This is a genomic window from Paenibacillus agaridevorans (assembly GCF_018604145.1).
Classification (GTDB): Bacteria; Bacillota; Bacilli; order Paenibacillales; family Paenibacillaceae; genus Pristimantibacillus; species Pristimantibacillus agaridevorans.
Map to the genome: position 1 here is coordinate 5,761,445 of NZ_CP075889.1, position 17,352 is coordinate 5,778,796.

Here is a 17,352-nt window from a genome sequence, read left to right on the forward strand (position 1 = left end):
TCCGTATACAGTTATTGACCATGTCCGGACGGCTGGCTTCGCGACGAACGGAATTCGAGCGGCGTGGCGCCGTTCTGCTTCTTGAAAAACCGAATAAACGCAAGCGCCGAGTTGTAGCCCAGCGCGCCCGCGATTTCGTTGACCTTCATCGAAGTGTTAAGCAGCATGTCCCGCGCCGTCATGTTCCGGTAATCGTTGATGTACTTGGACAGGCCGATGCCCGTGTTCTGCTTGTACAGCCGGGACAAATACGACGGATTGAGCCCGACGCAATCCGCCAGCGCGTTCAACGAAATGTCGGTCGCAATATGCTTCTCGATGTATTGATGGACTTTGCTTACCACTTCGGAAGGAATGACCGCGCCGTTAAGCTCGTTCCACTCGAAGCAGCAATCGGCCAATTGCCGGTAATAAAGAATCAGCTCCGGCCATGGCAGCGCATCTCCCCGGCCGAACAACGGCGCCAGATCGAGCTGCGTATTGGCATAGTCGCATACGTCCCGGTTGCGCTGCAGATGGAACAAGAAGACGGCGGACAAAGAATGGTACAGCTCCGTCTTCCTCTCGTTCGACGCTCCGGACTCGTTCCAGATGGAAGTCAATTCGGCATACAGCTTATAAAAAGGCTCCCGCTGGCTGTTCTCCAGGCAGCCTGCAAGCATCTGCACCCGGGCATGGTAAAATCCGTCGCTGACATCCGCCGTTTTTCCCGCGAACCCTTCGGCAGGCACGGAATCTTCCCGCTCGATCAGAATGGCTTCGTGCAGCAAGCCCTGCCCCTGCGCCAGCTCGTACTTCACCGCATAGAACCGCTCCGCGACACCGTCCCACTCCACAGGCTCGGCGCCAAGCGCGAACGACACCGACATGCCGAGCAGCTCCTTGCAGGTTGCCTGAATGGACTCCAGCACGCCGGCAGCGTGACCGAGACAGCTGATCTTCCCGCCCGAGCCATTCGCGACTGAATCGCCCTCGCCGCCAGCAGTCTCGACCAGCGGCTGGATCAGCCAGACGATCTTGGCGAATTCGAACGGGGCGGAGTAATAACGCGCGCCCCTCGCCAAATATTCGTCGCCGATGTTCTGGAAAGCCGACGTCAGGAGCGCCTTGTCGGGGGCGGACATCATCTCCTTCCAGCCGTCGACGCGGCCGATTAACAGATAGACCGGCTCCTCCGGGTCAAGCGGGATGTCCATCTCGAGGAACAGCCGTTCCATCCCGCTTCGCGTTGCCGTCCTCCCTTGCAAAAGCCCCAGCATATATTCCTTCTGCAGCGATGGGAGCGCACGTCTCATGCTGCTCTGCGCCTTCGTAACGATTCGTTCCCGGTCCAGCTCGTCGTCCAGCTTTACCATGGCCCGCTCCACCGCGTCGATAATCTTGTTGTCGCTCTCCACCTTCAGAATATAATCGAATCCGCCGTAAGTTACCGCATCGCGCGCGTACTGGAAGTCGTTGTACCCCGTCAGGAAGATGACCTTGCAGGACGGCCATCGGGCCCCGATCTCCTTCAGCAGCTGAATGCCTTCGATGCCGGGCATCTTGATGTCGGAGAGCACGATATCGACGCGGTGCCGGTTCAACAGCTCCAGCGCCTCTTCTCCCGAATAAGCTTTCATGACCTCAAGCTCCAGCCGTTCCTGCCCTTGGAACAATTCCAGCAAGCCGTCCACAATAATCGGCAGATCGTCAACGATAAGCAGTCTGTACATATGTATCCTCCCCGTTCGTTATCCTTTAGCCAGCGCTTAATCTGATCCGCACCTGCAGCCCGCCCAGCTCGGAACGCGCGACCGCCAGACCGTACTCCTCGCCATAACGCAGTTGAATTCGGCGATGCACGTTCAGGAGACCCGTCGTCTCCTCGATCCGGTTTGCGGAATAACGCAGCTTCTTCCTGAGCGCTTCAATCTCCTCGTCCGTGATCCGGTCGCAATTATCCTCGACATAGAAGACGAACGAACCTTCGTCCGGCTCGCCGCGCAGCCATAATTCCCCGGGGCCTGGCATACGATCAAACGCATGTTTATACGCGTTTTCGATGACGGGTTGGAGAATGAGCCTCGGAACAAGGATGTCCGGCAACCGATCCTGGCCGTCAAATGCAACCTGTATCCGGTCTCCGTAACAGATCGACTGCATCTCGACGTACGTGCGGGAATGCTCCGCCTCCAGCTTGAGCGGGATATCGTCTTCGTCGTTGCGCGTGATGAACTGGAAATATTGTCCGATATGCAAGCAGAAGCGATAGGCCTTCTCCTGCTGGTTGCCGGACTTGATCAGCCTGCATAACACGAAGAAGCAATTATATAGAAAATGGGGATTGATCTGCGATTGCAGCCGCTTCAGCTCCGAGCGCTGATTGCGGATTTGCCCCTCGTAGTTTTCTTCGATCAACGTTTTCAAATGCAACACCGTGTCGTTAAACGCCTCGTACAAATAACCGAATTCGTCGGCTCCGCGGTCGACGGCGATCGTCTCCAGCCGGTTCATCTGCACGCGGCGGAAGGAATGCACCAGCTTCATCAGCGGGCGGTAAATAATTCGAAGCAGAAAATAAGAGAAGAACAGCACGATGACGACCGCAAGCCCGCACGCCCACCAAAATAAAGTCCGGTACACCTCAAGCGAGCCCAACACTTCGGCTTCGGGCACGTACGTAACGGCATACGCGTTCCAGACGGCGGAATGCGTATAGATCGCCACATATCGCGCTCCGTCATACGCAATCGTCTCGCTGCCCTGACGATTGGCGGCAGCGCTCTTCTGGCGCGCGAACTCCTGCATATGGCTCGCCATGTCGGCATCCGCGCCGCTCTCCACGCTCCATCCCCGATCCAAATTGATCATGGCGCTTCCCCCGCCGCGGGAACCGCGAATTTGCGCGAGAGTAGCCCTTATTTCAGGTACGGATAACTCCACGGCGACGATATACAACGGCTTCGAGGTCGTGCCGGTCGGATATTGCATGGACATGAACAGCCGGTCGCGCCAGATAATAAACGGCTCTTCGTACAGCTTCCCGCTTTGCCGCATGGCCGCGTATTCCTCCAGGTCGAGGAACGTCTCGAAGCTGTGGGAGAGCACCGTCCGGTCGATGACGGGAATATAGGCTTTGGTCTCCCGGATGAACGGGCTGGAATTGCGCATCAGGTCAAGCCGCTTCTGAATATCCAGAATGCTGCTTGACCTCTCGTAGGAGCTCATATGATCCCCCGTCGCGGCGATCTCCATGAGATCCTGGTCCATGACGTAGTTGGGCAAATATCGTTCGATTCGATCCGCTTCCTTATCAAGTGAATCCATATAGTACCGCGCCGTATTCAGCACGGATTCGGATATTTCTCCGCGAATGCGGTTCGAGCCCTGCTCGACGATCATCCACGTGATCGCCAGCAGCGGCAGCAGGGCGGCCAGAAAGGCAACCAGCATTTTTTTGAAAATGGAGGAGTCACGCAGGAACAATAAGCTTTTCATCTCTCGTCCCCCCGATTGATTGAGTCAACTCCTATTCCTTCACGCTGCCCATGACGATGCCCTTGATGAAAAACCGTTGAAGAAACGGATATACGATCAATATCGGAAACGCCGCCACAAATATTTGGGCCGCGCGGCTCGTCCGGTCGGACAGCTTCAGCAGCAGCTCGGCATTCTCCGCCTTGATGAAGCGGAAGTCGAGCTTGATAATGACCGTCTGCAGGAATGTCTGGAGCGGATAATTCTCAGTATGATTCATGTACAGCATGCCGTCAAACCAGCTGTTCCAGTGCCCCACCATCGTGAACAGCCCCGTCGTCGCTAGCGCGGGCAGCGACAGCGGCACGTAAATCTGCCACAGCGTGCGGAAGTGGCCTGCTCCGTCGATACGCGCCGATTCCTCCAGCTCCTTTGGCAAGTTGCGGTAAAAGTTCAGCAGAAGAATAATATTGAACACCGGAATCGCGGTCGGCAGTACAAGCGCCCACATCGTATCGATCATGCCAAGCGACTTGACGGTCAGATAGGACGGAATCAGCCCTCCGCTAAACAGAATCGTGAAGACGAACAGCCAGGCATAGAAGGTGCGCAACCTAAGCTGACGGTGATCCTTGGAGAGCGGGTACGCCGTGATGATCATAAGCACCATGCTGAGCGACGTGCCGAGCGCGACGCGCTGGACGGATACCCAGAACGCGCGCAGGTACTCCGGCTTGCCGAAGACGTTATCGTAAGCGGCCGTCGTAAAGTCGACCGGCCACAGCGCCACTTGTCCCGCGGCCGCCGCAGCCCCGGAGCTGAACGACATCGCCAGAATGTGCACGATGGGCATGAGACAGAGCAAGGAGATAAGCAGCAGGAATGCGTAATTGCACCCCGCGAAAACCGTTCTGCCCCAAGTGCGGTAGTTCGTCATGATGATGCTCCCTTCCGTAGAATTGGCGACGGGTCAGAAGATCCGGTAGTTCGCCAATCGGTAAGCCAAGAAATAAGAAAACGAAATAAACAGGAACGATACGATCGACTTGAGCAGTCCCACCGCCGTCGCGAAGCCGAATTGCGCTTGCTGCACGCCCATCCGGTAGACGAACGTATCGATAATGTCCGCGCTTTCGTAGACGGGCGGACTGTACAGGTTGAAGATTTGCTCGAAGCCCGCGTTCAGCACGTTTCCGATATTGAGCGTCAGCATCAGCACGATAATCGGCATCATGCCCGGCAGCGTTACGTGGAACGTTTGCTTGAGGCGCCCCGCCCCGTCGATCTCGGCCGCTTCGTACAGAGACGGATTAATGCCCGTCAGCGCGGCCAAATACACGATGGTGCCGAAGCCGAATTCCTTCCATACGTCAGAGATGACCATCGCGTAAGGAAACCAGTCATTGCTGCCGAGGAAAAAGATCGGCTTCGCGCCGAAATACCCAAGCAGCTGATTCACCACGCCCGACGTGGGCGACAGAACGTCGACCAAAATGCCGCTGAGCAGCACCCAAGACATGAAGTGCGGCAAATACACAAGCGTCTGGAACGTGCGCTTTACCCATTCGCGGCGCAGCTCGTTCAGCAGGATCGCGATGGTAATCGGGACAAAAAGTCCCGCAACGATTTTCATCACCGCAATGTAGATCGTGTTAAAAAAAATGCGCCCGATATCGGGATAATCCATCAGCAGCCGGAAATTCCGCCAACCGATAAAGGGGGAGCCGAACAACCCTTTGTTCGGCACGTATTTCTGGAACGCCATGACGATGCCGGCCATCGGCACGTAGCTGAATATGACGACCAATACGATGGCGGGCAGCAGCATCATGTGAAGAGGCCATTCCCTCTTCCACAGCCTTGTTATTCCGTTCATCCCGTTCACCTCGCTGTTTCACTAAATCGACAATCCCCCGCAAGCAGTTCGGGGGTGAGAGCAATGCCCCCATCCCCCGACTCCTTCGCGCTATCGATTATTGATGGGTGGCGTACCACTCGTTCACTTCTTTCGTAATTTCGTCGCCGCCAAGCTTCTTCCACTCCTGCACGAAATCATCGAACGCGTCAACCGGCACTTGATTCATGATGATTTTGAAATAAACCTCGTCCCGCTTCTTGAGCAAAATTTCCTGGCGCTCCGCCATTGCCGGCGTCGGCGCTCCATAGAACTTGTTCTGCAAATATTGTTTGTTATCCTGAATGGCAGGCACCAGCGAGAAGGCGCCCTTCGGACCGGAGATCAAATATTCCCACCACATGCTCGTATCGCCGTCGACGTATTTCATCGCGCGTTCGTACCGCGTCCGGTGATCCTTCGTCTCCAGGATGCTCGGATCTTTGTTCTCGATGGCTTTCGGCAGAATTTCGCCGTTGTTGTCCTTCTGCTTGCCGACTCTGAGCGGGCTGAGCAGCCAATAGTTGTTGCCTTTCTCCTTGAGATCCTTGCCGAACTCGTATACCTTCTGCTCGTCGGTCGGATGGTTGTCGACCGCGATCCAATGGTTCAGCAGCTTGATAACGCCTTCCGGATGTTTCGCTTTTTTGGAGATGACGTAATATTCGTCTACGCCAAGGCCGATCTGCGACAGCGCCGGCTTGTCGTCCGACGTCGGGATCGGGAACACGCCCCACTCCTGCACCACCTTGCCGTCCTTCACCGCGCCCTTCGCGAGCTGGGCAGGCGTCCACGATGCGCCGTATACGATGCCGACGCTGTTATCGTAGAGAAGCTCGGCCGCTTTCTCCGTATCCTTGACCGCGAACTCCGGATCGATCAGCCCTTTCTTGAACATATCCTGCAGCGCGGCTAGCGCCTGCTTCACTTCCGGCTGGATGTCGCTGTTTACGAGACCCCCGTTGCCGTCCTCGATCCAGATATTCTCGTATGCGTGGTAGCCGTTCAAGAAAGCGCGAAGACCGGTCACGCCCGTATCCATGCTGAACGGGTTTTTGCTAACCGCGAGACCGTACGGCGTTTTGGTGCCGCCCGGATTTTTGGTTTTGAAAGCTTCCGCGATCGCCATGATGTCGTCCATCGTCTTAGGCTCCGGCAGGTTCAGCTCCTTCAGCCAATCCGTGCGCACGTATAAATATTGATACTGGTATGGATTGTACGAACTCGGAATGCCCATCAGCTTGCCGTCGAACGTCGCCGTCTTGAGTTGCATGCCGCCATCCATCGTCAGGAACTTTTTCGTCTCTTCCGTGGCGTGCTGGTCGTACACTTCCGTAATATCCATAATCATGTCCGCTTCGGTCAGCTCCTTGAGCTGCGTTGCGTTCACCAGCACGAAGTCGGGCAGATCGTCGGAAGCGATTGTGATTTTCACCTTTTCCTTGAACTGGCTGACGTCGGCGATCCAATTGTTTTTGATCCGGACGCCGATGTCCTTCTCGTAAGCGTCGTACACGGCGTTTTTATCGAAGCTTTCGCCTTCGTCGAACTTCAGGTACGGATCGCTTGGCGATACCGTCGTCACCTCGATCACTTCATTCGTCTCGGGCGGCTGTTCTTGCCCCGCTTCCGCGCTTGGACTAGGCGATGCGGCCGGCTCGTTCGCTCCGTTGCTGCAAGCGGACACTGTCAGGCACGCTAGCGTTGCGGCAATGGTCAACATTTTGTATCTCTTCTTCATGCTACTACCCCTCCGTCTGGTCTTGATATGGATCCATCCGCCGCCCTGCAGCGCGGCTTGTCGTCCCTGTTTTCAGTATAGAAAGGACCCGGCGCGCCAGCCATATACTACTGTTTACTTTCGTATACACCTTTTGAGAAATGGCCGTCCAATCGATTGTAATGGCAAGCCGGAGACCCGCTCGCGACGGACATTATGCAAGAAGCGATTGCCGCGTTGGGGGCGGCAATCGCTTCGATCGTCCATCTGCTCAATCCTGAACTGATTATTATCGGAGGAGGCGTTGCGGATTCGGACACCCCGCTGCCGGAACTGCTTCGCGAGGAAGCACATACTGGATACTTGTGGCCCATCGTCGTTCTCGACGTCTATGGACATCCAATTTCACTCTACACCACAATGCCGAAATACTTCTTGAGCGCCTCGGCATCCTCCGCCTCGGAGGCCGGTGTAAAGGCATGGACGCCGTCCGGGCGGAACAGGCGGAACTCCTCGTTCCACACCGTGTTTCGCCCGTCTTTCGTATGCATCGCTACGATCCGGTTATTTTTGAACACGGAATCCGGCGCATGCTCGCACCAGAAGGACGCCATCAGATAGTCCTTCGGCAGTTGAGGCTCCTCCGTGAACGAGAAGAGGCGGGCCCAGCCGTCCTTCTTCTTCTCCATCAATAGCCAGCCAAATTCCGCATCCCGGTCGAATCGATAGCATTCGCCGCCCTGTCGCTGCTCCAAGCCTTCTTGAAGCAGCAGCGGCCTGCGGGGCACGATACCGCCTACCCCGACATCGCACAGGAAGACGCGGCCCTCTGCCTCGACGCGAAGCACCTGATGCCTGCGCTTAGGCGGCGTATTTGCCTCGTCGCGCCAGAACCGGGCGAAGTAATCCGTCACTTCGTAGCCGAGCTCCCTCAGCAGCCAGCCGAACAGCGCGTTCAGTTCGAAGCAATAGCCGCCGCGTCCCCGGCCTACAATCTTGTCATAGACGGATTCCAACTGCAACGACAGCGGTACGCCGTTCATAATATCCAGGTTCTCGTACGGCACGGCCTGGAGATGCAGCTCCTGCAGCTTGCCCAGCGTCTCCGTACCGCCATCCGGCTTCCCTGTAAGCCCGATTCTTGCCAAATACGCCTCCACGTTCATTCCCCTGTTCCCCCTCCAGTGAAATTAAGTTGCGTCAATCATTCATAACGTTAACATCGTACGACACGAACCTTCGAATTTCTCCATCCTGAGGCGTCGGGCTATTGCGCCCAATTCCCCTTGCGGAATACCGGCTCGATCGTGCCGTCCGGCAGCTCCCCGTCGATGTCGAGCTCCGCGCAGCCGATCATGAAGTCCACATGCGTCAGGCTGACGTTCGCCCCGCGGGCGACCAGCTCTTCGCCCGACAGCTTCGTGCCGCCTTCAAGATTGACGGGATAGGCGCTGCCAAGCGCGAAGTGGCAGGATGCGTTCTCGTCGATGCCGGTATTGTAGAATACGCGGTTCAGGTTCGAGATCGGCGAGTCATGCGGCACCAGAGCCAGCTCTCCCAGATAGGACGCTCCTTCGTCCGTCTCCAGCAGCGTCGTCAGATGCTCGCGGCCCGAGTTGGCGTCATACTCCACGACTTTGCCTTCCTTGAACGTCAACGTGATGCCCTCGACCAGTCTGCCGTTCAAATTCAGCGGCAGCGTGCTGCGAATCGTTCCGTTGACGCCTAGCCGATGGGGCATCGTATACACTTCCTCCGTCGGCATGTTCGCGACGAAATAAACGCCCTTCTCGTTTTCTCCTCCGCCGCCGCGCCATATATGGCCTTCCGGCAGAGCCACCTGCAAATCCGTGCCCGGGGCGCGGTAATGAAGGCTTTTGTACTTCTTGCCGTTCAGCAGATTCTGACGCTTCTTCAACTCCCCGATATGCTCCCGCCAGGCGGTTACCGGGTCGGCGGCGTTCACGCGGACCATGTGGAAGATCGCCTCCCACATCGCTCCTATGCGCTCCTCCTCGGGCAAGTCCGCGTACACCTTGTCCGCCCATGCGCGGGTAGGCGCCTTGATAAGCGACCAACTGATCCGGCTGTTGCGCGTATAGGCCGAATACGCCTTGCGCGCGACTGCCGCGGCCTTGGTCGCCGCTGCCACCTTGGCGGAATCGATGCCGCGGAGCAGCTCCGGATTTGGCACCTTGATATGCAGAATGGCGCCGCCTTCCTCCGCGAACCGCTCCATACGGTCCGCCTCCCATCCCGGATAATAGTCAAACGAATCCTGCGGCGCCTTCTCGTACCGGATGCGGGTAATGTCCTCGTCGTCCCATTCCACGATGACGTATTTGGCTCCGGCCTCGTACGCCTTCGCCACGATGAGCCTTGTCAGCTCCTTCGTCTCGATAGGCGCATGGATAATCAGCACCTGTCCAGTTTGTATGTTGACGCCGACCTTGACGACAAGCTCCGCGTATTTGTTCAGCTTGATTTCAAAATCATTCATTCCTTGTTCTCCTTCCATTCTCGCAAAGCCTAATTCAGTTTTATTTTGTTCAATTCATCGAGGAACGCAGCCCTCTTCTTGTAAGCCTCGCGAAGCGATTGGATCAGTCCTTCCGCATGCTCGCGTCCTCCCGCCTTAATCAGATGCCGAATGATATCGCACACCTTGCGGTACTCCTTACGGTTCGCGCTAACTTTGGCTTCGTGCGTGATCTGTTTTACAAAGAGCATGTGCAGCTCCACCGGGTGGCTGTCCACCAAATGCACATAATAGTGCGTCAATAAATGGGGGTTCTTTTCTACATATCGCAGCAGCCTGTCGTTGCGCTTCTCCTCTATAATCAACTTTTTGTACAACGAGCCTGCTTCCCAATCGCTTCGGGCAGCCTCTTCGATTTCATCCAGCAGCGCCTCGTAGTTCGCTTCCCACTCCAAAACGTCCATCGCTTCCTTGAGCTTGAGGAAAAATTCATATTCGCCTTCGAGCGTATATTTTTTGGCCAAAGCCTTCAGCGCTTCCCGATCGCCGGTCGCTTCGTAGATGATGGCCCGTTTCTTTTCCCAGTGGCTGACCAGTCCCCAGTGTCTTCGCTTCCTGTCCCCAAGCTCTCCCTGTTCGATTAAGGATAATGCATCGGCGTACCGTTCCTCGAGAATGGCCCTCTCGATCGCGATGTCCCGGAACGCTTGGATTTCCAGACGTTCTTCCATGTATCGGTTGGCCTGCTCAGGTCCGTCGAATCTTGCGAGAACCTCGTAACGAAGCTGCGACGCCTCCTCCGTGAAGAAGCTGCTTTGATATTCCTTCGTTTGCTCCTCGGCCTCGAACGCGTCCAGTTGGCTCCACCATTGATCCTTCTCCTTCGGACTGTCCATCCACAAGGAAGCGGTTCGCATAAGGGACAACCGCCATTCGTTCCAGCCATCCCAATTCGAATGTTTCGCTTCTTTTAATGTCATAGCAAACAGGGAGGCTCGTATCTTCGTATCGACGCTACCCCCTTGCTCCGCGGAGGTCAGCAAGTGCCTTAACCCCTCCTTGATCATTTCCCCCACATCGCCGCCGGAGTCGTCGCTTTTTTGCAGCAGATCGCACATTTCATGAAGCACGCACAAAACGATCTCCGCCGCGGCAAGATACTGCCCTTTTGCCGTCGCCGCGTCGGCGGCTTCCATGACTTTCCGTGCACCAGTCAACGCCCTGTACACATTGCGATAGAATACGAAACCCCGATCCGAATATTGCTTGATTGAAGCCTTGATAATCGCTTTGTATTGCTTCAACGACTCTTTGCTGCCCGTCTCGACGAAACGAAGCGACAAATCCTTGTTCACCTCATCGTATTGCTCCGCCAGCCCTGCCAGAAGCCCGATAAGCTCTTCCTTCGTCAGCGAAGCGAGCTGCTCTTCCAACCCTTTTTTTGTCATACGAATGCACCCTCTCTCGCACCTCAAGCTCTTGTTACTATCTTATCCATTGATCGGGCGGTAGAGCAACCCGTTCCCTCGCCAACTGAGAAAACATCTGTCGAGGCCTTTCAGAGATGAGCAGCCTCCAGCTTTGCAAAGCAAAGCTGCTTCGAAGCATGAGGTAGGTAGGCAGCGTCATGAAAGTTTTATCGCCAAATAGATTTTCGGTTTTCGAATGCTTTAGATCGATGAAGCCGCCCTCAATCATGAAAAACAGCCAGTCGGCAAGCTTTAGATCGATGCCATCAGAATCTTCCATAATTTTCCCTTGCCTTCTGACGGTCTTTTTTGTGCTAGAGCCAGAAAGAAGCAACGGCGTACCCTCCTGTCTGTTCGTTCTCTCGAATAAAAGGAAAAACTCCCTCTAATACCCTCGTCTCCGCCCTTGCTTGCTCTTTAGAGGGAAATCCTACCTCTAATCCTTGGCTAATCACTGTTTTCGGGTTGAACCACCCCGATTAAAGGGAGGTTTTCCCTCTATGCGGAGCCGATATTCCGATTTTTCCAGATTAAAGGGAGATTTCCCCTCTATTTTCCGATGCGATATACGGTGGGCCTTTGGGAGATGAGTGGCCTTCAGCTTTGCAATGCAAAGCCCTATGGCGGAAAAACGTGAACAAAACGAGCTTGTTGACCAAACTAAACAGGTGTGCGGAACTGAGCGACGTTATTTTCGCCAAATCAACGGTTTCGGGTACCCTTACGGAACTGAGCGTTCTTATTCCAACCCAATCGCGCTCCATCCCCCTTATTATCAACCAATAAAGTCTCTGAGTTCCGCTAGCCCTGGCTTTACCCCGCCATTCGCCGAAATAAGGGCTCTGTGTTCCGTTGTCGCTATTGCGCACGTACGGCACGCCGTAGCGACAGCGACTGAACTCGCGCCCCGCTTCGAAAATTTTAAATTCTATATAATTACAAGGTGAAACGGCTGTCTCCGTCCTTTGGCGACGCAGCGCGTTTCATTCCGAGAATTATAGGTCAAGTTTGGAGAAAACCTACACATTCCTATAATTAGAAAAACACCTGCGCCGGGCTGCGCAAGTGTCTTCTACTAATCCTTATACGGGTCAAACTCGTCCGCTCCCGCCATGCACACCCCTATGGGCTTCAATACATGCAGAACCTCGATCGTTTCCGAGTGCGCGTCAAGAACATCCTGAAGCTTGCGGTACACAAAAGGACTTTCGTCCGTACCGGCTCCGCGAAGCTCGACGTCATATGCGTCGACGGCTTCCTTCATGGCTTCGGCAGAGATTTGTCCGCCTGCGCGCGTCCTCGTCTTCCAATTCATTTTGCCCGCGGCCTGCGTCCGGCTCATGATTCGCCCCGCACCATGTACGGTGCTATAGAAGGAATCCCGATTCTCGTCCGTTGCCTTGCCCCTCACGATGACCGAGATGTCCCCCATGCTGCCCCCGATAAAACCAAGCTGCCCCGGCGCCGACGGAGTCGCGCCTTTGCGGACGACGACGGCTTCCTTGCCGTCATGCCGCTCCCGCCATGCGAAGTTATGATGGTTATGCACCTCGAAGTCGGCCTGCGCACTCAAAATGGAAAGCACCTGCCCGATCACGTAATCCCGACCGGCATACGCGTATCTTCCGGCCAGCTTCATCGCGCGCTCGTACATATCGCCAAGCTCGCTGTTCAGATCCAGCAGAACGGGAGGTTGATCCATGCTCTCGCCGGGCGCTTTTCCAAGAAATTCGCGTCCTGCCGCCAGATTCAGGAACCCGCTGGCCGTCTTGTGGCCGAAGCCCCTGCTTCCGAAATGGTTCGCGATCCACAACCGTCCCGTCGCCTTCTCCTCGAATAAATCGACATAGTGGTTGCCGCTGCCTACCGTGCCGAGCTGACTGTGCGCGAGCGCCTTCAATTTGTCATGCTCCTGCTTCCCTATTGCGTTATACACGTTCCAGTCTGGATCGTCGAACAGCGGGTGGTCCACCTTCTCGCTATTGACGCGCCCTACGCCGAAGGACACCTTGCGGGCGATGGCGTCCATGATGGCGGGCAAGGACGTCTTGACGTCCGCTGCCATCAGATTGGTGCGTACCGCCTTGTTGCCGCAGGCAATGTCGTAGCCGACGCCGGACGGAGAGATCTGTCCGTCGTACGCGACCACGCCTCCGATCGGCTGGCTGTACCCTTTATGATGATCGGCCATCAGCAGCGCCTGCAAGACGTTGCCGTGTTCGGCACATGTTTTTGCCTGCGACATCGCGCCCGGATCCGGCGTTCCCCATACACGGACGCCGTCAATAATTTGATAAGCCATATAAATGATTCGCTCCTTTAACCTTTCATGTTCGCCGCACCTTATGTATGCCGCACTCGCTCCATTGTCGCTGATTTCGCCGTCTCCGAACAGGGTGAAAGTATGGCTGGCGAAAGTTTGAGCCGGCTACGGGCATGCCGATGCCGCTATGTGGGATGCCGATTGCCGATTCGGGCGGATCGATTGGCTCTCATGTTCGGTTGCTTCGAAGGAGCAGTACTGATGCGTTCAGCTACATTTGCCCGGATCTGCTCCAGTGCGCGATTTTTCATACACATATGCTGCCCCTGCCCGTCCGCGCGCGTATTGTACTCACTTTTTCATACACATTTACTCTTCCCCGCCTGTCCGCGCCCATTGTACTCGCTTTTTCATACACATATGCTCGCCCACGCCCTTAAGCCCCCCATTGCACTCGGTTTTTCATACACATTCGCTCGTCCCCGCCTGTCAGCGCCCCATTGTACTCGCTTTTTCATACACATTCGCTCGTCCCCGCCTGTCCGTGCCCCATTGTACTCGGTTTTTCATACACATTCGCTCGTCCCCGCCTTTCCGTGCCCCATTGTACTCGCTTTTTCATACACATTTACTCGTCCCCGCCTGTCTCCACGCGGCGCATTATAGTCGATTTTTCAGCTACATTCGCACGACTCGGCCCCCATGCGGCTCAGTTCCCACAACTCGAGCTGCTCCAGGTAACAGGCTTGTCCCGCTCCACCCGGCGGGCGATCCCATCCGCAGGGCATCCGGCCATCCACCATCGGGCTTAACCCGACTGGTTGACGCAAGTGCCGCGATGTGGCGTCTTCGTGAAGCGGTTGGAGACAGACGACGCGACGATGGCCTCCGGCTTTACGCGAGCCGACACGCCCATTGCTTCGACCCTGCCCACCATCTCGGACACGAAAGCGGCAGTCTGGTTGCGCCTCTCGTCCGTGCCCGCGTCGATGTCGATGTACATGCTGAGCTCGGCGCCTTGATAAACATGCGGCAGCAGAATATCCTCGAGCTCCGAGAGTTTGGCCGCGTCGAAGAACGCCGCGATCTCCTGGCTAAACGTCGTCTCCAGCGTCAACTTTTCTTGAATGGAATAGATTTCGCGAGGCAAAATGACCTGCCGATAACAGAACCACGCCCCCCGACCCGGCCGAAAAATAACGATCGACGTTATAAACTTGGTATGGCCGGCATGCACCTGCGCGTCCGTGCCGATCACCAGCTGGTACGAAGAACGCGCATCGCTTTTCATAAAACCCACAATCCGCAGAAATACCTCGTCCAGCGTCATATCCTTGTCGGTCCTATTACGAAACACGGTCTCGTGAAGCAACGCGTAATGTTTTTTCTTCATAAGGATCACCCGTGGAAGCAAATTCGGCTTCTTCCTTTCCATGGCTATGGCCTCTGCTTCTGTATCATACGCTCGCCCCCAGCCTCTGCGGTTGTACGAACGCCCTTATAACCCCACTTAGATGTGTACTTCCGCTCAACGAAAAAAAGACCCCGAACATCAGGGCTCTCTGAGACGGGAATCATCGGAGAAAGTTCGGGGGGACTGCATTAGCTTGCCGTTCGCATGCTGCGAAGGAAAGCGAGAACCGCTGCTGCCGCGAGGACTACAGCCAGGACAGCAGCCGTGTAGACGACAGCCGGATGATCTTGTTGCTTCATACAGATGGCAACGTAAGCCCAGACGAAGACAAGCGGCGCGACCGCGTCTCTCCTAGTAAAAGCGATAGCGAGCGCAATCACGGCGCCGACTGCAAGCACGATTGGCGCCCACAAAGTCTCCGACAGTCCGAATCCGTCCCATTTGCTTGCATGGAGCGCCGAGGAGATGTTGACGATGGTTGCGACACAGATCCACCCCAAATACAGGCTAAACGGCACGCGGACGAACCATCGCTCCCCCATCGACACGTACGTTTCGCCTGCCGCCCGGACGCGGGTATAGATCGCGATTATCGTAAGAAGCAGCGCAAGCATGACGAATACGCTTGCGTTCACATATTCATAATGCCAAGCAAGAAGCCAGCCTGCATTAAACACGCAGCTGAGAGGGAAATAAAAACCGACCGCTTGCACGGCTTTACTGTTCCTGCCGGCATGCGTGAAGGAATAAATAACGAATCCGATCAGAAACGCGTAGATGAGCAGCCAGATGGAGAAGGCGTAACCGGCCGGCGTAACGAGCGAGGGGTACTTCGCCGACAGCTCCCCCGTCGTTCGGCCTCCTAGCGGCAGCCTTTGGGCCAAGACATTCATCACAAGCACGAGTACCAGACCAATAGCATGAACATATCTCATAGCTAGCACACCTCCGAATAGACAAGCTTAATTCTTATCTATTCACCTTATCGTAAAATTATTAAACAAGGACGGAGCCAATCTCGCTGCATTTGGGGCAAAAAAATACAGATTCGGTCCTAGTATCCCTGGCTTGCAGGAATCTTATTCCTGTTGCGCCGGGCTTGCCTGGCGGTCCGGTCCGCGCGTTCCGGTGATACAAGGCCGGGCATCCAGCGCCAGCAGCTTCATCCGCAAGCTGGGCGAATTCGATCCGGCGCTGCTGGAGTCCGCGAGCAAGCGCTCGCTTAAGAAGCCGTCCTTCCGCTAAGGGGGACGGCTTTGCTTTAGCCTTGATTACAAGCGGGTCGTTCCCGCTTTCAGTTGCGCAATGACAATGCCAAGGACAGAGTTGGATTGGACCCCGTAATTCCGCATCGGACAAGGCCTTGTATGAAGCCGCTCCAACACCGACGGAATCGTAAATTGCTCCGGCGCGAGGCCATCATTCACCTCGTCCCACTCCAAGGGAGCCGCCACCGTGGCCGCTTCCGTGCCTCTGGCGGAATAGGGGGCTATGATTGTTTTGCCGGGCGCATGCTGAATATAGTCGACATAAAGCCGGCCGCCCCGCTTCTTCTTTAGCCGCTCGATCGTGAACAGCGCAGGAAACTTCTGTACCAAATATTCCGCGACGAATGACGTGAACACTCTTGTGTCGTCGTACGTCAGCGTGTTTTCCGGGCCAAGCGGAATGTGGATCTGGATCCCTTTCCCTCCGGATACTTTGGGATAACCTGTTATGCCGAACCGGTCAAGCACCTGGCGAATTTCGATAGCCGCGCGCACCGCGAGCGCAAACTCCTTGCGGCTTGGCGGATCGAGATCCAGCACAATCTCGAGCGGATTCGTTTCGCCGATGCGCTGGAACGGGACATGGAGCTCGATAACCGCCTGATTGCCAAGCCAGACCAGCGTCGACAGGTCGTCGCAGACGATGTAGTTAATCCCTGCGGATTCCGAGGTACGGACAAAAGGCGGTGCGTATGTGGGACAATTTTTTTGATAAAACAACTCCCCCGGCACACCGTGAGGATACCGAATCGAGGTCAATACTCTATTCTGCAAAAAAGGCAGCAGCCGGGGAGCGATCCGGATGAGATAAGCCGCATAATCCTCCTTGGCGATGCCGGCGGAAGCCCACAATGGCTTGTCCGGGTGCGTCAATCCCGCCTTGGGGAGCAGGTCCGCATTGTCCACGATCAGCCTGCTCCAGGAGCAAGTGTCCGCCTTCTCTCCGAATCGGAAGGAACAAAAAGTGGGATGAACAAGATAAACGACCGCCGATTCAAGACCCTTCCCGCCATTATCGCTGTCTGCAAGTCCGCCGAAACCGAGCTCCACGCAAATCCCCGGCTTGGTCCGGACCAGCGAAAGCAAACCGCCCTCCTCCCCCCGATTGTCCAGAATCGTCTTGGCGAGCGTCTCCCTCTCCTCCGGCTTCATCCCTTCCCGGAAGGAACCGACTGCCGCCCATTCTCCATTCCCTTGCAACAACCCTGCTATGAATCTGTCTTGCGACCTGTCGTATCCAAGCACGACGAAAACCCCGCGATAGAGTCCGGCTCCTTGCTTGAAGTGCGCCGTCATCCCCGCTATACTCCCGAGATTTGTCATGACCATCTCCTTCCTCTCTTCGATATAGAGGTTGTTCAAAAAGTTCGCTTTTGATCACGAAGTATG

The 17,352-nt window shown here is 55.8% G+C and carries 15 protein-coding genes and 1 pseudogene; 2 read left to right on the forward strand and 14 right to left on the reverse strand.

Annotation, left to right across the window (positions count from 1 at the left end; translation table 11 throughout):
* Positions 1-11: 11 nt before the first annotated feature.
* The 5 genes from KJW29_RS23085 to KJW29_RS23105 all read right to left on the reverse strand — a co-directional run bounded on the left by KJW29_RS23085 (position 12) and on the right by KJW29_RS23105 (position 7,091).
* Positions 12-1,712, reverse strand: a complete 1,701-nt coding sequence (locus tag KJW29_RS23085) for a response regulator transcription factor (protein ID WP_214626377.1) — start codon at positions 1,710-1,712, stop codon at positions 12-14.
* A gap of 25 nt (positions 1,713-1,737) precedes the next feature.
* Positions 1,738-3,477: a sensor histidine kinase gene (locus KJW29_RS23090; RefSeq protein WP_214626378.1), complete on the reverse strand. Its 1,740-nt coding sequence runs from the start codon at positions 3,475-3,477 to the stop codon at positions 1,738-1,740.
* 31 nt (positions 3,478-3,508) lie between these two features.
* Positions 3,509-4,393, reverse strand: coding sequence for a carbohydrate ABC transporter permease (locus KJW29_RS23095; RefSeq protein WP_087567416.1), 885 nt, complete (start codon positions 4,391-4,393; stop codon positions 3,509-3,511).
* Positions 4,394-4,426: 33 nt separating this feature from the next.
* Complete coding sequence (locus KJW29_RS23100; protein ID WP_214626379.1) at positions 4,427-5,332, reverse strand: ABC transporter permease; 906 nt, start codon at positions 5,330-5,332, stop codon at positions 4,427-4,429.
* A gap of 97 nt (positions 5,333-5,429) precedes the next feature.
* Positions 5,430-7,091 carry an extracellular solute-binding protein gene (locus tag KJW29_RS23105; protein WP_214626380.1) on the reverse strand — a complete coding sequence of 554 codons (1,662 nt, stop codon included), beginning with the start codon at positions 7,089-7,091 and terminating at the stop codon, positions 5,430-5,432.
* A 180-nt stretch (positions 7,092-7,271) separates the two neighbouring features.
* Between KJW29_RS23105 and KJW29_RS36890 the strand changes: the two are divergent.
* Positions 7,272-7,406, forward strand: a pseudogene (locus tag KJW29_RS36890) (ROK family protein); the annotation flags it as partial.
* A gap of 74 nt (positions 7,407-7,480) precedes the next feature.
* Here the strand turns inward: KJW29_RS36890 and KJW29_RS23110 are convergent.
* From KJW29_RS23110 to KJW29_RS23140, 8 genes are all read right to left on the reverse strand, one after another.
* On the reverse strand, positions 7,481-8,236 hold the full coding sequence (locus tag KJW29_RS23110) for an arylamine N-acetyltransferase family protein (RefSeq protein ID WP_214626381.1): 756 nt from the start codon (positions 8,234-8,236) through the stop codon (positions 7,481-7,483).
* Between the two features lie 101 nt (positions 8,237-8,337).
* Entirely contained in the window at positions 8,338-9,570 is a 1,233-nt protein-coding gene (locus tag KJW29_RS23115) for an aminopeptidase (RefSeq protein ID WP_214626382.1), read from the reverse strand.
* Positions 9,571-9,599: 29 nt separating this feature from the next.
* Positions 9,600-10,997 (reverse strand): hypothetical protein, encoded by a 1,398-nt coding sequence (locus KJW29_RS23120; protein ID WP_214626383.1) that lies wholly within the window; start codon positions 10,995-10,997, stop codon positions 9,600-9,602.
* A gap of 37 nt (positions 10,998-11,034) precedes the next feature.
* Complete coding sequence (locus KJW29_RS23125; RefSeq protein ID WP_214626384.1) at positions 11,035-11,298, reverse strand: hypothetical protein; 264 nt, start codon at positions 11,296-11,298, stop codon at positions 11,035-11,037.
* A gap of 795 nt (positions 11,299-12,093) precedes the next feature.
* On the reverse strand, positions 12,094-13,320 hold the full coding sequence (locus KJW29_RS23130; RefSeq protein WP_214626385.1) for an RtcB family protein: 1,227 nt from the start codon (positions 13,318-13,320) through the stop codon (positions 12,094-12,096).
* 146 nt (positions 13,321-13,466) lie between these two features.
* A complete protein-coding gene (locus KJW29_RS36540; protein WP_281426283.1) occupies positions 13,467-13,592 on the reverse strand; it encodes a hypothetical protein in 126 nt (41 codons plus the stop codon).
* Between the two features lie 497 nt (positions 13,593-14,089).
* Positions 14,090-14,716 (reverse strand): ribonuclease H-like YkuK family protein, encoded by a 627-nt coding sequence (locus KJW29_RS23135; RefSeq protein ID WP_246608344.1) that lies wholly within the window; start codon positions 14,714-14,716, stop codon positions 14,090-14,092.
* A 167-nt stretch (positions 14,717-14,883) separates the two neighbouring features.
* Positions 14,884-15,630 carry a tryptophan-rich sensory protein gene (locus KJW29_RS23140; RefSeq protein WP_214626386.1) on the reverse strand — a complete coding sequence of 249 codons (747 nt, stop codon included), beginning with the start codon at positions 15,628-15,630 and terminating at the stop codon, positions 14,884-14,886.
* 133 nt (positions 15,631-15,763) lie between these two features.
* On the opposite strand from KJW29_RS23140, the gene KJW29_RS23145 reads away from it, so the two are divergent.
* On the forward strand, positions 15,764-15,940 hold the full coding sequence (locus tag KJW29_RS23145) for a hypothetical protein (RefSeq protein ID WP_214626387.1): 177 nt from the start codon (positions 15,764-15,766) through the stop codon (positions 15,938-15,940).
* Between the two features lie 26 nt (positions 15,941-15,966).
* Here KJW29_RS23145 and ligD read toward each other — a convergent pair whose 3' ends face one another.
* Complete coding sequence (gene ligD, locus KJW29_RS23150; protein WP_246608345.1) at positions 15,967-17,286, reverse strand: non-homologous end-joining DNA ligase; 1,320 nt, start codon at positions 17,284-17,286, stop codon at positions 15,967-15,969.
* Positions 17,287-17,352 lie beyond the last annotated feature (66 nt).

What these genes read in the sequence shown, in the direction of transcription:
- KJW29_RS23085 (WP_214626377.1), bottom strand. Translation starts at nt 1,712, where the DNA reads ATGTACAGACTGCTTATCGTTGACGATCTGCCGATTATTGTGGACGGC.
- KJW29_RS23090 (WP_214626378.1), bottom strand. Translation starts at nt 3,477, where the DNA reads ATGAAAAGCTTATTGTTCCTGCGTGACTCCTCCATTTTCAAAAAAATG.
- KJW29_RS23095 (WP_087567416.1), bottom strand. Translation starts at nt 4,393, where the DNA reads ATGACGAACTACCGCACTTGGGGCAGAACGGTTTTCGCGGGGTGCAAT.
- KJW29_RS23100 (WP_214626379.1), bottom strand. Translation starts at nt 5,332, where the DNA reads ATGAACGGAATAACAAGGCTGTGGAAGAGGGAATGGCCTCTTCACATG.
- KJW29_RS23105 (WP_214626380.1), bottom strand. Translation starts at nt 7,091, where the DNA reads ATGAAGAAGAGATACAAAATGTTGACCATTGCCGCAACGCTAGCGTGC.
- KJW29_RS23110 (WP_214626381.1), bottom strand. Translation starts at nt 8,236, where the DNA reads ATGAACGTGGAGGCGTATTTGGCAAGAATCGGGCTTACAGGGAAGCCG.
- KJW29_RS23115 (WP_214626382.1), bottom strand. Translation starts at nt 9,570, where the DNA reads ATGAATGATTTTGAAATCAAGCTGAACAAATACGCGGAGCTTGTCGTC.
- KJW29_RS23120 (WP_214626383.1), bottom strand. Translation starts at nt 10,997, where the DNA reads ATGACAAAAAAAGGGTTGGAAGAGCAGCTCGCTTCGCTGACGAAGGAA.
- KJW29_RS23125 (WP_214626384.1), bottom strand. Translation starts at nt 11,298, where the DNA reads ATGGAAGATTCTGATGGCATCGATCTAAAGCTTGCCGACTGGCTGTTT.
- KJW29_RS23130 (WP_214626385.1), bottom strand. Translation starts at nt 13,320, where the DNA reads ATGGCTTATCAAATTATTGACGGCGTCCGTGTATGGGGAACGCCGGAT.
- KJW29_RS36540 (WP_281426283.1), bottom strand. Translation starts at nt 13,592, where the DNA reads ATGAAAAATCGCGCACTGGAGCAGATCCGGGCAAATGTAGCTGAACGC.
- KJW29_RS23135 (WP_246608344.1), bottom strand. Translation starts at nt 14,716, where the DNA reads ATGGAAAGGAAGAAGCCGAATTTGCTTCCACGGGTGATCCTTATGAAG.
- KJW29_RS23140 (WP_214626386.1), bottom strand. Translation starts at nt 15,630, where the DNA reads ATGAGATATGTTCATGCTATTGGTCTGGTACTCGTGCTTGTGATGAAT.
- ligD (WP_246608345.1), bottom strand. Translation starts at nt 17,286, where the DNA reads ATGACAAATCTCGGGAGTATAGCGGGGATGACGGCGCACTTCAAGCAA.